The organism is Spiroplasma phoeniceum P40, from assembly GCF_003339775.1.
Classification (GTDB): Bacteria; Bacillota_I; Bacilli_A; order Mycoplasmatales; family Mycoplasmataceae; genus Spiroplasma; species Spiroplasma phoeniceum.
Genome location: NZ_CP031088.1, coordinates 1,385,665 through 1,401,771, shown reverse-complemented (window position 1 = coordinate 1,401,771; position 16,107 = coordinate 1,385,665). Strand labels below are relative to the sequence as shown.

Annotated in this window: 15 protein-coding genes and 1 pseudogene; all 16 read left to right on the top strand. The window is 26.3% G+C overall.

The window, feature by feature from the left end; all coding sequences use genetic code 4:
• Window positions 1-69 precede the first annotated feature (69 nt).
• Complete coding sequence (locus tag SDAV_RS08535) at window positions 70-1,977, top strand: ABC transporter ATP-binding protein (protein WP_114565278.1); 1,908 nt, start codon at window positions 70-72, stop codon at window positions 1,975-1,977.
• A gap of 201 nt (window positions 1,978-2,178) precedes the next feature.
• Window positions 2,179-3,114: an alpha/beta fold hydrolase gene (locus tag SDAV_RS08530; protein ID WP_114565277.1), complete on the top strand. Its 936-nt coding sequence runs from the start codon at window positions 2,179-2,181 to the stop codon at window positions 3,112-3,114.
• A gap of 119 nt (window positions 3,115-3,233) precedes the next feature.
• The gene (locus tag SDAV_RS08525) at window positions 3,234-4,109 is read left to right on the top strand and encodes a hypothetical protein (protein ID WP_114565276.1); all 876 of its coding nucleotides are present in this window, start codon (window positions 3,234-3,236) and stop codon (window positions 4,107-4,109) included.
• A gap of 75 nt (window positions 4,110-4,184) precedes the next feature.
• Window positions 4,185-6,377, top strand: coding sequence for a hypothetical protein (locus tag SDAV_RS08520; RefSeq protein WP_114565275.1), 2,193 nt, complete (start codon window positions 4,185-4,187; stop codon window positions 6,375-6,377).
• Between the two features lie 22 nt (window positions 6,378-6,399).
• Window positions 6,400-10,764 carry an ABC transporter permease gene (locus tag SDAV_RS08515; RefSeq protein ID WP_114565274.1) on the top strand — a complete coding sequence of 1,455 codons (4,365 nt, stop codon included), beginning with the start codon at window positions 6,400-6,402 and terminating at the stop codon, window positions 10,762-10,764.
• Between the two features lie 354 nt (window positions 10,765-11,118).
• Window positions 11,119-11,382 carry a MurR/RpiR family transcriptional regulator gene (locus SDAV_RS08510; RefSeq protein WP_245938345.1) on the top strand — a complete coding sequence of 88 codons (264 nt, stop codon included), beginning with the start codon at window positions 11,119-11,121 and terminating at the stop codon, window positions 11,380-11,382.
• Window positions 11,383-11,426: 44 nt separating this feature from the next.
• A complete protein-coding gene (locus SDAV_RS08505) occupies window positions 11,427-11,672 on the top strand; it encodes a PTS transporter subunit EIIB (RefSeq protein WP_245938344.1) in 246 nt (81 codons plus the stop codon).
• A 940-nt stretch (window positions 11,673-12,612) separates the two neighbouring features.
• On the top strand, window positions 12,613-12,876 hold the full coding sequence (locus tag SDAV_RS08500; protein ID WP_151202524.1) for a pentapeptide repeat-containing protein: 264 nt from the start codon (window positions 12,613-12,615) through the stop codon (window positions 12,874-12,876).
• Window positions 12,876-13,106 (top strand): septum formation initiator family protein, encoded by a 231-nt coding sequence (locus tag SDAV_RS08495; RefSeq protein WP_114565272.1) that lies wholly within the window; start codon window positions 12,876-12,878, stop codon window positions 13,104-13,106. The genes SDAV_RS08500 and SDAV_RS08495 overlap by 1 nt, the downstream gene beginning before the upstream one ends.
• Window positions 13,107-13,160: 54 nt before the next feature.
• Window positions 13,161-13,283 (top strand): hypothetical protein, encoded by a 123-nt coding sequence (locus tag SDAV_RS14140; RefSeq protein WP_281268792.1) that lies wholly within the window; start codon window positions 13,161-13,163, stop codon window positions 13,281-13,283.
• A gap of 14 nt (window positions 13,284-13,297) precedes the next feature.
• A complete protein-coding gene (locus SDAV_RS08490) occupies window positions 13,298-13,582 on the top strand; it encodes a hypothetical protein (protein WP_114565271.1) in 285 nt (94 codons plus the stop codon).
• Window positions 13,583-13,670: 88 nt separating this feature from the next.
• Window positions 13,671-13,937 (top strand): annotated as a pseudogene (locus tag SDAV_RS08485) (DUF3627 domain-containing protein); the annotation flags it as partial.
• Window positions 13,938-14,089: 152 nt separating this feature from the next.
• Complete coding sequence (locus SDAV_RS08480) at window positions 14,090-14,293, top strand: DUF2649 family protein (protein WP_114565270.1); 204 nt, start codon at window positions 14,090-14,092, stop codon at window positions 14,291-14,293.
• Window positions 14,294-14,487: 194 nt separating this feature from the next.
• A complete protein-coding gene (locus SDAV_RS08475) occupies window positions 14,488-15,501 on the top strand; it encodes a hypothetical protein (RefSeq protein ID WP_114565269.1) in 1,014 nt (337 codons plus the stop codon).
• Window positions 15,494-15,871: a hypothetical protein gene (locus SDAV_RS08470; protein WP_114565019.1), complete on the top strand. Its 378-nt coding sequence runs from the start codon at window positions 15,494-15,496 to the stop codon at window positions 15,869-15,871. Before SDAV_RS08475 ends, SDAV_RS08470 begins: the two co-directional genes overlap by 8 nt.
• A complete protein-coding gene (locus SDAV_RS08465) occupies window positions 15,871-16,107 on the top strand; it encodes a hypothetical protein (protein ID WP_114564276.1) in 237 nt (78 codons plus the stop codon). Before SDAV_RS08470 ends, SDAV_RS08465 begins: the two co-directional genes overlap by 1 nt.

Below are 16,107 nucleotides of genomic sequence, written 5' to 3'. Positions count from 1 at the left end.
TTTTTGATATAATACATTGATAAGAGAGCAAGTATTAAGCTCGCATTTTTTAAGAAATTAGGTGATGTTATGGGGAAAATTAAAGAATTAATTGATATTAATAAAATTGAAAAGAATTTAGATTACAATGAATTACATGAAAAAAATAAAGCTCGTAAACAAGAAACGCCATTAGAAATGATGAAACGAATCAAGGCACCTCGAATTGGTTTTTTTAAGTTAGTTGCAATTTATTACCGTCGTTATTTATTACGTTCATTTACAATTTTATTTGCATTAGTACTAAGTTCAACTTCAATTGTTATAATGACTTTTTTAATTAACCAATTAATGAGTGAAATTTTATTTGAATTTGGAGATGATCCAAGTTCAGTCACAACAGGTTTACTATGATATATATGATTAATTATCATTGGTGTTGATTTATTAATTGCCGTAATTACAACAAATATTCGTGAACGAGTAGGAGGAATGCTAGGGCGGAATATTGAAATTGATGTTCGTAATGCGGTATTAAATAATTTAGTTAATTTAAACATTGGTTATTATTCTGATAAAAAAATTGGAGAAACGATGACTAAATTAATTAATGATACACAAGTTATTGGGGATGAATCACAATTAACCCCAGCTAACTTAATTAGTATTCCAATTATATTTATTGGTAGTGCAATTTCATTATTAAATATTGATTGAAAATTAGCATTGATTTGTTTAGGATCAACAGCATTATTTATGGTTGCTGTCGCAGTAACTTTCCGTTCACAAGCATCAGAAACAGAAAATGTTCGTGCTAAAATTACAGATGTTAATGGAGATGTGACCGATCGAATTGCGTCAATTGCGCTAATTAAAGCAACAGGGACAGAAGAATATGAACGTGTTCGTTTTGAACAAATTCATAAAGAATATTACCGTGTTAATCGTCATTTAAATCGTATTCAAGCACGAATGACAACAATTATTATTTTATGTGCATTAAGTTTAACAGTGATTGTTGTTTTAGCAAGTATTATTTTATATGGTAATAAAGGAGCAGAACATACTAATCGTATTATGAAAATTTTGCCAGCCTTTATTACAGGGGTTAATACTTTGGCATTTCCAATTTGAACTTTAACTGGATTAGTTCCAGGATTAGCACGTGCAACAGCTTCAACAAAACGAATTATTCAATTAATTCGTGTTGATACAACCATTGATCCAAACCGTAATGCGCCTGAGATACAAGAAGTTAAAGGTGATATTATTTTAAAAGATATTTTTTTTGAATACCCTGAAAAACCAGGTGTTATTATTTTACCTAAAACAACAGTTACATTTGAAAAAGGAAAAAGTTATGCTTTCGTTGGAGAAACTGGAAGTGGTAAATCAACAATTTCAAAATTATTATTACGTTTCTATGATCCAACGAGTGGGAAAGTTATTGTTAATAACACTAATCTAAAAAAATTAAATTTAGCAAGTTATTTAACACATGTTGGTTATGTTGAACAAGAACCAAAAATTTTATTTGGGGATGTAATTTATAATGTTAAATACGGAATGTTTAATGCAACAGATGAAGAAGTAGTTGAAGCTTGTAAAAAAGCCAACCTGCATGATTTAGTAATGGGTTGAAAAGATGGTTATAATACTATTTTAGGAGAACGAGGGTTTATGTTATCAGGTGGACAAAAGCAACGCCTAGTTATTGCCCGAATGATTTTAAAGAACCCACAAATTTTAATCTTAGATGAAGCAACAAGTGCTTTAGATAATATTGTGGAAAAAGAAATTCAAGCTGAGTTAGAAAAAATTATGGTTGGTAAAACAACAATTTCAATTGCGCACCGATTAAGTACAATTAAAAATGTTGATCAAATTTTTGTCTTAGGAAAAGGGCAAGGAATTATTCAAAATGGTAAGTATGATGAGTTAATTGCAGTTGATGGTCCATTCCGCGACCTTCATCGTGCTGGTAATCAAGGCAAATAAAAAAGTGTTTAAAATAAAGACTTTTTTATTTGCAAATCATAAATTTATTTATAATAGATTAGCTAATATTTTTAGAGTGAGAATTGAGTTATTCAAATGTTTATAGAAATTTATTGTATAATTTACTTATACATTAATTAGGAAGGATAATATTGTAAGAGTAAAAAACTATTTTTATGTTAAATTGAAAGGATGATGAAAATGAAATTTAGAGAATGGAAACATACCTTACGGGATGGTGTTGAATTACATATGTATGAATGGAAACCTGATAATGATAAAAACATTAAGGGGATTGTTCAACTAGTTCATGGTAGTGCAGAGCATGCTTTTCGTTATGATGATTTTGCTAAATTTTTAGTAGCAAATGATTATGTTGTTATTGCTGAAGATCATCGTGGGCATGGAAAAACAGCTCTGTCTTCCGAAGATCTTGGTTTCTTTGCCGAAGAAGAAGGGTGAGAAAAAATTATTGATGACTTATATGAAGTAACAACTTATATTAAAAAAAGTTATTCAAACCAACCAATTGTAATGTTTGGTCATTCAATGGGTTCTTTTATGGTACGTCATTATGCAATAAAATATGGCACAAATATTGCGGCATTAGTTATTTGTGGGACAGCACATTACTCAAAACGATTGTTAAAATTTTCAGTTAAAATAGCTAAAATTGGGCAAAAAATGAAAGGACCAAAATCAAAGGATAATTTTATTTATAAATTTTCTTATGCGCCATTAAATGCTCGTTATAAAAAAGAAGGCAATTTAGGAACTGAATGATTATCAACAGATAAAACAGTTCAAGAAGCTTTTGCAAACGACCCACTAACAGGACAAGTTTTTTCAACAAGTGCTTTTAAAGATATGTTTACAGGATTGTTGTTTATTACAAATAAGAAAAATATTAAAAATACACCAGATAACTTGCCATTACTATTTATTGCAGGTGCTGATGATCCAGTTGGGAAATATGGAAAGATGGTTATGAAGACTGTTGATTTATATAAAAAGGCAGGAAAAAAAGTTAAAGTTAAATTATATCCAAATGCTCGTCATGAGATTTTGAATGAGCCAATTAAAAAGGAGATTTATCAAGATATTTTAAATTTTTATAATAAGAGTCTTTTTGTTTAAATAAAAGCACCTTATTTTTTTTAAAAAAAAGAGTTAGTATCTTGTTTTTTCTATTTTTTTTGCTTTAATATATTTAGTAAGGAATATCGGATTATATTGAAATTTGTGAGGAGAGAAAAATGAATTTATTACATGAATGATCAAGTTTTAATATCCTAAATTCAATTTCATTTTTCTTTAATCCGTTATTGGAGCGTATTGCAATAATTTTTCTTACTAATTTTCTTTTATTCTATCTGGTTTTAAAGATTGTAAAATATTTTTTTACTATTCGCGCTAGAAAAAATGAAGCAAAATCTTTAACAGCAAAATATTTCTTTAATGTAACTTTTGCTATTAGTGAATTTATTGTGCTTTTAATTTTACAAATCATTCTTTTACAAATTTATGCAAGTAAAACAGATACTAGTATTTATCTTAGCACTATTTTAGTTATACAATTTTTTATTGCAATTATTATCTTAATAAATAAAAAATTTTTAAACTATACTTTAAAATTAGTTATGTTAGTTTTGTTATCATTGTTGTTTTCATTTTTAATAACAAAGAAATTGTGAAATTGTTTTTATCATATTAATAATAATCATATTTTAAGCATATGATTAATTACATTTTTTTATTTATTTGATTTAAAAAAAACATTTTTACATGATTTTGCTTCACGAATTTTAACTTTCTTAATTTTAATTAGTAATTTTGAAAATGGCTCAGCAGAATTAAAAATTTTAGATCGTTCATTGTTTTTTAAAATTATTTTAAAAATAATTAAAGTTTTATGTTTATTAGATTTATTTTTCTTAATAAAAACTGCCAAGAAAAAAATGAAAAATTTATGACAAATTAATGATGATAATTCAATTCAACTTGTTGCACTTTTATTATTGTTAAATAATATTCGTTTTTTTAATATTAGTGAAAAAAATGGTTTAGAAAATTTACCAAATAAATTCTTAAGAAATGAAATTAATGGTTGAAGAGGGATCCTTCAAGAATAAAATAAGAATTAATTTATTTTACTAATTCAATGATTTAGTTATTTATTAATTATAAAAAGAAAAGAGGGAATAATAATGCGAAAGTTACTTAATATTTTAGTAGCAGCAACGTTAGTAGCAACGCCAGCTCTTACTGCTAGTTGTAAAACTAAGACAAAAGCAGTAGAAGACAAATATAAAGATTCATCAGTTGAAAATTTACCTAATGGACCATTAAAATCAAAAATTTTACAAACAACATTATTTACAAAACTAACAATTGCGAATCGACATGAAAATTTAAATACATATACACCTTCAATGTTACAAATGTTAATGCGAGTACCTGATTCATATAAAGATAAGGATTGTAATATTGTTGATATTGATTACTATCGGGGTAAATATTTAAATAAAAATGATGGAATGCCGTTAACAACTTTATCATCAAATTATGATTATATGAATTTATTAGATAATGAATTATATAATACAGAAAAACAAACTAAGAAAAAAATCCCTGATTATTCTAATAAAGACCCGTTACCAACAATTCCTAATTTAGCAGAAAATAGTAATATGTTAAATTATTGATTTGATGGCGGACCAATGTCAAGTTATTCAACTGCAAAGGAAATTTTACCAACTAAATGTGATGATAACAGAATTAATCAAAACATTATTGATGCATGTAATAAAGCAATGTTTGAGATGCCACGCTCAACTTATTTTTATAATTTAAATATGGATTTTAATCCATTGGCAACAAAAGACATTAAATTTGATACGAGTACAAATCAAAACCTCCTTATTAATAATCAAAAATTTGCGACAGGAGGCCCATTTAAAACAGCTCAAAAATCAGAAGAGCAAGATAAATTAGCAATAATTTTACAGTTAATTTCAATGGCGGATATGTTTACAGACCGTTCACAATCAAAAGCATATATTAATCAATTGAACAAATTTTTAGCTTTATCAAAAGATAGTGATGGAACATTTATGGGAAGTATTTTAGGAGCTATTTATTATCAGATTTTTGCTTCTCCTAAATTACCTAATGACCCAACAAAAGAAAATGAAAATTATATTTTTGCAAAATTTGGGGTAACAAAAGCGTTGCAACTTTTATGTAAAGATAATACTGAAAGACAAGCATTTCAACAAAAAACTGATGATTTTTTCACTAAACAATCACAAGTTTTTAGTGATTTATTAGCAGTAAAACCAATGAAACCGGAACTAAACTTAGCTAATCCAGAAGATCAATATAAAAATCGTGATGCAATGTGAAATGGTAAAACACCAAACTTAAAATTAGCTGATTTATTGTTTAAAAAAGATGATTCAACAAAATCTTTGGCTGAATTATTTACTGATTTTGGAGAATATCTTGATGATTTATATACTAAAGCAGATTTAGAACGCCAAGAAGAAGCAAATAATTCAATTAGTAGTTTTTTAGCACTTGCTTCTAATAAAGTTACTCCTGGATTTAAAGTAGTATTACAGTCAATGTCAAAAATGATGTTATCAAAATCAGAAGGTGGTTTAGGAACCTTAAGTGTTAATGATATTAATCGTTTTGTTGTTGCTTTATCAAAAGGAATCTTACAAAGTGCTAATGCGTTAACAGAAGTTAGCAAGTTGCCATGATCAGAAGCAAGTGACCAAGAACAAAATCAAACAAAAATTGCACAATTATTAACAGGCAGTGATGACCCATCGACACCAGCAAAGGGTTCATTTATGGATTTAGCATTTACATGGTTTAATGATAGTGCGCAACCAGTAAGGGCATTATTAAATAAAATATATTTTGATCCAAATTCAGAAACACGAAAAGATTTATTAGCAATTAATAATGCTTTATATGACTATTCAAATACTTTATTATTAGGAGCAAATTGAAATATTAGCAATGGTAAATTAGAAGAAAATAAATTATCGTATGATATTGAATATCAAGGAACAGGTGATGCTGATGTTGCTGCTAATTTAGATTTACATCAAAAATGATATGTTTCAAAAGCAGACATTAATACTTATAAAGATTTAAATGCAGCTTATTTAAATGCATTAGGTAATCATGATTTGGATTGATTTATGAAATATGATGGGCTAGGAAATAATTACCAAAAAGTGCATTATAAATATAAAGTAACTTGAATGAATATTAATCCTGGTGATGATAGTCATCAATATTGAGTAATTTCTAATATTCAATGATTTGCAAAAGATAGTAGAGGGCAATGAAAACGTTATTATGATGCAATTGAAAATGATTAAAAGTCGAATATAAGGGCTAAACATGAAAAAAATATTGTTAATGAAGCAAGGGATTTTAGGAATAATTAAAGCAAAAGGGCAATTCATTTCATTGCTTCTTTTGATTTTTATTTGTTCAATTATTACTTCTTGTCTATTTACAACGGTCACTAGTTTACAATCAGCAAATCGACAAATGGGTTATGGTAGTTTTGATTATAATTATTCATTTCATTATTCAGCAATGGATTTTGAAAATTCAAATATGCAAACAATTACTCCAAGTTTTGCTTTTGATACAGAATATTTTTTAGTAGAAAACAATGATAATAAATTAACATATCCAAAAATTACAATTGGTTCAGCAGCGACAGATGTTTTTACTGCATTAAAACCATCTGATATTAATTTTAAATTAACAAATGATAAAATTAGGAATTTAACATTAAATTTAACATTACGAACAACCGCGCCAAATTATCAAAACTCATTAATAGCAAAATTACGAGCAATGGGTTATAATGCTTTAGCTGACCAATATTTTAAACTATTTTATACAACGCAAATATATAAGAACTTTTTAGGAATTATTACGGACTATATTAATACTAGTTTTTTAAAAAAGCAAAGTAATGCAACGAATGAAGAAATTAAATTAAGTATTGCTAATTTTATTAATGGAAAAGCAACTTCCGAACAAGGAGCAATTGAACGATGAGATTATAATTTAAAAACAGTTGATAATGATTTTACTAAATTTGATATTCCTGATATTACTTTAACATTGGGAAAACAATATAATAAAACAGTGGTAACTAATATTTCAGAAAATACTTTATTTGAAAAAGGACTTCGTGGTAGTTTCGGCGTTGCTACTCGTTTTAATGTAATTGATACAAGTGGAAACAAAGAAACACGAATTCAGTATTTAGCACAATCACCGTGGCAATATATTGATAAATTAAATCAAACAGGAATTAATGAAGCCCGAATGGTTATTGGTGATTTATTTAATAAAGTTACTTTTTTTGGTAATTATAGTGAACGAAGTTCTTTTCTTAATTTTGTACAGACTTATTACACAATGCTGGGTGTTGTTAGCAATTTTGATATTGCAATTCGACAAGAAGTTACAACTTGGGATATTGCTAATAATTTAAAATATAAAGTAATTGGTTGACATGATTTATTAAAAGAAGAACAATTAAAGCTTTTTGATAAAGTTAATGAGTGGTCAGGACCATCATTAAATGAATCGACAATTAGCAATTATTATGCTGTTGTTAGTCCTAATTATCTAAAAGCACATCATAAAAATTTGTGTGATAATATCCAAATTGGCGAACAAACATTTACAATTGGGGCAAGTGGTGGTGATACTTTAAATATTTATCCAACTATTTATGAAACTGATTTTATTCCTGATTTTAAAACGGATGTTGTCATTTATCTATCGTCTTATGGAATGTCTTTATTAGCAGAAGATAATAATAAAGGTTTAATTAGTTTAAAAGATAATTCGCGAGTATTCTTAAAAAGTTTAACAAATAGACCAACCGAGAATTTAGAAATTTTTAAAAAATATTATGCAAATAATCCTAATCAATTAGATTTTTATGCTCAAATGCTAACCAAGAATTCAATACCACTGGGCAATGATCCTTCAATTGGTGATTTTGAACCAAAAGAAGTAACAAGTTCATTAACACGACGCTATGATTTATTAGCAAAAACAATTAATGTTTACATTTATATTGGCTTATTCTTCATTATTATTTTTGCCATAACATTATTTGCTGTTTCATATATTATTATTAAAGAAATGATTAAACGTGAGTCACCACAAATTGGAATGTTAAAAGCTGCTGGTTATTATTTGCGTGAAATTGCACTTTCCTATTGAAGCATTTTAATGGTTAGTATTTTAATTGCAGTACCAACCGGTTGATTAGTTGGAATTACTGTCCAATTATTCGTTGTAAAATTATTTAATATGTTTTTTATAATTAATTGGAGTTTTACTTGAAACTGAATGATTTTACTTTTCCTAATTGGGTTCTTTGTTATTTTCTTATCATTAATTACTTTTATTACTTGTTATTTTTTAATTAATAAAACAGAAGTTTTAAGTTTAATTCATCCAATGCGTGAGTTAAAAGTTAATAATAGTTTGGCCCGTACTGTACGTAGTTTCCATTTTAAAACTTTTGTGGGTCGTTTCCGTATGGTTGTTTTATCAACTTCACTAAAACAAGCATTTACTTATTTAGGAATTTTTGCCTTAGTGACATTTACTTTGACTGTCTCATTATTAGCACCAGTCTATGCAAAAAATTTTAATACAAATTATTATAAAAACATTAAATATGGTAGTGAAGTTAAATACAGTAATGTCATAAGTAATAATCCTTTTTCTTATTATAAAACTTATGCATGAAATGGAATTGATAATGTTCCTAAGTCAACTGATCCAATTGAACAAGATTTATATCCCATTGTTGGGATAACACCACTAGCAAATTACTATAGTATTGATGGAGGAGAGATAATTAAACCATTAAAAGCGGTGAAACAAGAGCCAACTGTATCTGGGATTTTAAAAGATATGTTATCTTATAATTTTGTTACTTTATCAGGAACTAATTTATCATTAGGAATTTTTAATTATTTAAATAATTTAGTAAAAAATTCTTCAGCTAGTGATAGTGTTCGAGCTTTAGTATCAGAAATTTTATGTACCGTATTACCAAAAGCATTAGGCATTGGGGCAATTCCATACCCACCATTTACTGACAAGGAACATTATCCTGCGTTATGAAGAACATGTTTTAGTAAAGCAACAAATGGGATTATCCCGGCTGCAGTTAAAGAAGATTGAAATAAAAATCCGGATCGAGCAAATCATTTTGCATTAGGAATTGGAACAATGAGTTATAATCCAGCAACTGATGATGTTTTTACTAGTTTTGATGGAACATATAATTATAAGCAATTTCCTATTTATGGAATTAATCCAAATACAAAAATGTTAAAATTATCATCCGCTGAGCGTGCTATTTTAGCAAATAATAATGGTACCGTAATTAATGCAATTGCGAATGTTACTGCATTACATCGTTTAAATCTTAATGTTGGAGAGGAAATTGAATTAACTCCCGAAGTAACAACATTGCAATATAATACTGGTCAGCATGAATGAGCAGAATTTACTAACAATAATACAGATTTAAAATATCAAAACTGAAAATATAATTTAAGTGGTAATGCTGTTGGATGAAATGTAAATAATTATCAAAGTTTGTATTCATTAGATAAAAGTTATTTTACTTATAATACAAGTTCACAAACAAAATATTATGTTACTGCTGATCGGAAGAGTGAATATCATAATTTAAATAATGTTGAATTATGGATTCCAACGAATTCGGCGATGGAAGCAATTTGAAGTAAAAAAATAATTACATTGAGTAATGGTATTCAACGGATTTTATTAAAAGAATTAACAGTTGACGGAAATAAAATTATTTGAAAAGAACGAGTTGATAATAAAGAGTACTGAGTTATTAAACCATATAATTTTAGTTTTGGTGGAACATATAGTGGCGATTTTATTGATGGAATTCCAACAACATGATACCAAGCTGCTGTTGATAATAATTTTATTAAAGCATCGCCATCTTTAACACAAAAGCCAGTTAAAGTTAAAATTGTTAAAAGCATTTCAACTTATGATACACCACGCTTGTTTATTAGTATCAATGATGCTAATCAAATTAATTTATTTCCAATAAATAAAATTGATAATAATTTAAATATAATGCAATGATACAATGGAAAATATACAACCGAATTACAACCATCTGATCAAATTAATCGTTATGCGTTATCATCAACAAATGGTGATTTATCATTAAATAATTTTACGACTTCTTATAACTCATCTGTTTTGACAGCTGATTATGTTGGTATTAAAGCCAAAATTATGAGTCGGGCTATTATTGTTGCCTTATCAGTTGCTTTAATTTTTATTGTCATTATCATTATGGTTTCTGTTATTACAATATATTTTGCAATTGATCTCTTTATTAAAAAGTTTATTAAAATTATTACAACAATGAAAGTACAAGGTTATAGTCGTTGAGAAATTAATAATTTAACATTAGGAATTTTTATTCCCTTTGCTGTTGTTGGTTGATTACTGGGATATTTTATCACTTGAGGTTTAGCATGAACAATTACCTATCGGATTTTAATGTTCTTTAATTTCTATGTTCCAATTGGAACAGGACTAATTACATTACCAATTATCTTAGGAGGAATTATTATTTTATATATTATCTCGTACTTTATTTCAATGAAAAAAATTAATCAATTAAATATTCAAGAAATTGTTATGATGAAAAGTTAACAGGATTTAATAAAACTATGGTTCTAAACCATAGTTTTATTTTAATTCATTAATAGGTTTTAAAAACAGTAAAAATATCGTATAGTTAATATTAATGATTTATTTTAGATAAGATAATTTATTTTTAATGAGGGTTTTAAATTTTTAACTTTATAACAAAACAAAAGTGATTAATTAATGGTAGTTTATTAGGAATGACTTTATTAGCTTTAATTGGATTATTATGTTATTTTTTAAAACTGTTAATTCCATCGATTGTTTTATTATCAATTGCTGGTCTTGTTTTTTTGCGATAATGATTATGTGATTCGTTATGGAACGGCATAATAAGAAAAAGTAAGGAGTTAATGTAATATGACTGAAAATGAAATTATTCGTAAAATTAAAGATATTAGTATAGATACTGATCACCGGCCTTCTTTTATCGCAAAATATATTTTACAAAATTTAATGATTGTTCCTGAAATTACGATTAAGGAAATGGCTGAATGTACTTATACATCAATTGCTACTATTAATCGCTTTACCAAATATTTAAATTTAGATGGATATAAAGAATTAATTCATATTATTAAATATTTTAACCATAATCTGGCTGGTGAAGAAAGCATTACATAGGTAGCAAAAATAGATATATCTTTATTGAAAGTGAGGAAAATGAAATGGCAAAAGATCCGAAACAGACAGCAAAAGATATTGTTGATATTGTCAAAGCGGATAATGTTGTCTCATATACCAATTGTTTAACGAGAGTGCGTCTTAATTTGAAACCAACAGCAGAGATTGATCTAGATAAATTAAAAGCAACACCAAATGTAATGGGTGTTTTGAAACCATCACCAACAGAGTTACAGATTGTCTTGGTGCCAGGTTTTGTGCAAATGTTACACAAGCTTTTGGGAAATTAGTTAATGCTAATAAAACTGCTTATAACGAAAATGATGGTACGGATGAATTTGTTAGTGCTGCACAAGCAGCGAAGGCTGTAAAAGGCGAAATGAGGTAGTAATAAAAAAGCTTATTTTTTATAAAAATTATAAATAAAGTAATTAAATACAAATTAAAGTAATCGCTTATTAGAGCGATTTTTTTAATTGCATTATTCATCAGATAGTACCTTTAAAATTGTTGAATTATTTTTTCTAATTCAAAAACTCTAATAGATAAATTTGTATTATCTCTAGTTAATTGTTTAGTTTTTTTATTAGTTATTTCAATTAAAAATTAATCTATTTTCTCCATCAATTAGTTAATTTTTATAATTTCCTTTCTGTTATTTATTATATTTTTTCGGTTTAACAGCTAATAATATCATTTTTTAATAAAGGTACTATCTGATGAATAATGCAATACTAAAAATTAATATTTTGATGCTTAAAGATGAATAACTCATCTATGGCACGAAGCTTTAAATAAAGTGTGAAAGCGATTGGACTTACCCATATTTATTTATTTATTTAATTCTCGGCGGGGTTAGTCGCCCGCGAAATGTCAGTGCATGTGTTTTTTGGCTTGTTTTTATAAAAAGAGTGTTATTAAACCAAAAAAACAATATCGGACACTAAAAAACAAGAGGGAGAAGTTCCAAAAGGTTATTTTCTTTATATAAAGTTGTGTAGGGATGGATGAAGCGTAATTAATAACTGGGTAAACTGTTTTTTTGTTTATTTCCGTGGGGGGTAAACTCTATCAAAATATCTTATCCGCCCCCGCTCACCCTCGAAGTGAAGCGGGTGGCGAAGTAATTAAATACTAAAGTAAATTATCTACTAAATATCAAAATATTAACCAATAAAGAAATATTATGTTTTTTACAGTATGTTTTTTTACAGAAAAAAAAAAAAAAAAATGAAAACATTACAAGATATGATTAAAGATTTAACAGGAGTTACTGTTGAACAAAATAAAATAAATGAATATTTAAAAGATGAAAGATTAGATTTAAAAGATGTTAATTTATCTGGTGCTGATTTATGAGGTGCTAATTTAATAGAAGCTGCTTTATCTGGTGCTAATTTAAATTGGACTGATTTATGAGGTGCTGATTTAAAAAATATTGAAATCACTAAAAAACAATTAGACCAATTAATTGTTATTGAGGATGATGAATAATGAATATAACAGAATGAATTAAATATGAAAAGTTAGAAAAAGAAAATGAAGCACTTAATAGCAAAATACGAACACTTAAAGAAGAAAATGAAGCACTTAAAAAAGAACTTGCTGATTTAAAACAACAACAATTATATATAAAGAAGATTTTAAAGAATTTTATTATTGTATTAATTGTGGAGATGAATTATCTTTTGATCGGTGCAGAAATTGTGGTTGAAAAAGAATAATTGATTTAAAAGATAATTCAAAATATAACAAATTACTTAGTAAGGATGTGAAATATGAAAAAGTTAAATAAAAAAACTATTAACAAAATAAATGAATTAATGCTTAGAAGTTATCCAGTTTCAAAAGACAAAATTATTGATGAACACTGAACATTAGGTTTACGCAAAAAGAATTAAGGAGTATAGATAAAATGACAGAATATAAAAGTTTGTATATTAATAAAACTTGAGATGAAATAACAACATCATTTGATTGAGTTAATTGTCAACCTATTAATTGCCGTATTTCACATCATAAAAAACATTATGATTTGCAATTTTTAGAATGAGCCAAAATGTATTTAAATTTATTTAAAAATAAATGAGATGTTATTGTTTCATATATGAAACATTATAAAATTAACGATATTTTAGATTTAACATCAGATGGATGAAAAATATTACAAATTGACCAAAAAATCAAAGGAATAAATTAAAATATATTATTTCAATTGACCCTGCTGGAATTGGACAAACTGGTATTATTATTTATAATGTTTTGTAAAAGAAAATAATTAATAATATTTAGCAATCGGTTTGATTTATGATAATTCTTACCCTATTGTAAAATATGATGAAAATTTAAAGCGAAATATTTGAAAATATTTAACTGGAACAGAATTAATCAATTTATATAATCAATATAAACAAAATTATTTTACTAAAATGAAAAAAGCTTTATTTTTAAGTGAACCTAAAAAAGTAAAAGCAAATAATAACAATAATAATTTAACAAATTGAAGTGTTGAAAAAGAACAAGAATTAATTAATGATTTGAAAGACTTAAATTAAATGAGTTTATATGGTTATTGAGTTCAATTTGTTAGTTATATTATTGGTTCAAATGCCCCTGAGTTTTTATATGTTATATCCTTTGTGTTATTTGTTGTTTTATTTTTTGGAATGTTTTTTAAACTTATTCAAAAAATATGGAGTTTTTAAAAATGCAAAATGATTGAATTAAATTAAAAGATTTTTTTATTCATATATTTTTGTTTATCGATAAAACGAATGTTGAAAGTATTACAATGTGGAATTTAACGCAAAATGAATATTTAACTTTGATGGTTGGTGTTTGAATTGTGATTTTGTTTTTAACTTGGTTTTTCTTGTGAATGGTTTTTAAAATAGTTAGTTATTTTAAATAATTAAATTTTGTTATTATTATGGTTTTCTATCCCCACAAAATTTTAAAATTTTTTTTGAATATAATATATATTTTCATTACGAATGCAGTAATTATTAATATAAATAATGTTGTAAAAAAATATTTCTTTTTGATTTGTGTGGAGAGAAAACCATAATAATACTAGTTTAATTATAAATAACTATTGGAGGTAAAATGAAAAAATTTATATTTTTCTTTAAAAACTATTGTTATATTAGTGGTTCAATGCTTTTGTTTAGTTTAATTGATTTATTACTTTGGATAATTTCTTTGTATTGTGTTGGTTTAGTATTTTGAATATTATTTGCTTTGCAGTGTGTTTATTTTGTGTGATGATTGTGAAAAAATATTTTTTATCAGTTAAATGCTTTTCGGTTAGTGAATTTTGTTTGAGATAATCCGTTATCGGTAATTATTGGTAAGTTAGGAACTGGTAAAACATTACTTTTAACTTATTTGTCGCAAACTATGAAATTATTGACAGATGAAATTTATAGTAATTATCCGTTAGAAGATGATAAAGTTAAAGTTTTAACATTTAAAAATTTAGATTTTACCGATCGAACAAAACCAGTCCCACCCGATGATAGTGTTATTTTATTTGATGAAAGTTATTTGTATATTGATGGAACTAGTCCTCACGATGAGAAAAAAGTTCATAGTGGTAAAATACCGTGAATTGTTTTAGCGAGACATTTTGGACATCGTGCGTTGTTTACTGCTCAGCGTGAGGGTATGATTTGAAATAATATTCGCCAGTTAGCAAGTGGGATTATTATTCCAATTTCATTGAGAAAACCCGTTGTTAAAAAAGGATTTAATTTTTTTAATCGTTTCTTTATTATGCGAATTGGGATTTTTCAAGATATAACGGATTATGAAATTTGAAAAACAAAATCAGTAGAGCGAACAGTAGAAGGTAAAAGAGCAAAACATAAGTCGGATGTTGGGTTAGGAATTCGGTTTTTTAAAATAATGATTCCCCTTGAATTCGCTAATAAGTATGATAGTGAATGGTTAAAGTTTGTGCGTGATTTAAAGAATGATGAAATTGTTAATGAAAAATTTTATTATTGATCGGAAACTACAAAATTAAGTGTTAAAGAACGATTGGAGTTATTTGATATTGATATTTTGAAAAAGAATTTAAAACCTAAAAAAGAGAAAGGAAATAGTAAAGATGATTAATTTATTAGTTGAAAATAATAATAGTAATTGAGACAAGATTTTTAGTTTTGTTTTTGATATATTTTTGTTTATTTTTGATGTAATTTGAAATACAAAATTACCGATGACAAATACGTCAATTGCTTATTTTTTAATCTTTTTTATGGTTATTAAGTTATCTATTTATGCAATTCACGGGACATCAGCACAATATAATAATTTAGGTTCGACAGTTAATAATGGTGTTTCGCAAGTATATTCGTCAACTGTACGAAAAGGTATTAATGTTGGTAAAAATGTTTATCAAAATAGTAATAAGCAGCAAGTTAAACGAGAAATTAAGCGTCAAAATGTTAGACAACAAGCAAAATTTAAAAGAGGTGTTAAGTAATGATTAAATTAGTTTTATTGGTGGCGGCAATTGCGATATTTGGAACTGGTTTTATTACTGTTATTATTAATCAATTTACATCAGCAAAAAATATTATTATGGATTTATATAATTCTGATACTTGGTTGTTTTGATTATTTGGTAGAATGGCAGTTTTGTTTAGTCATCCGTTAATGTTAACAATATCGAGTTTATATATTGTTGGGTTTATTGTTTCAAAAACATTGTATAGTTAG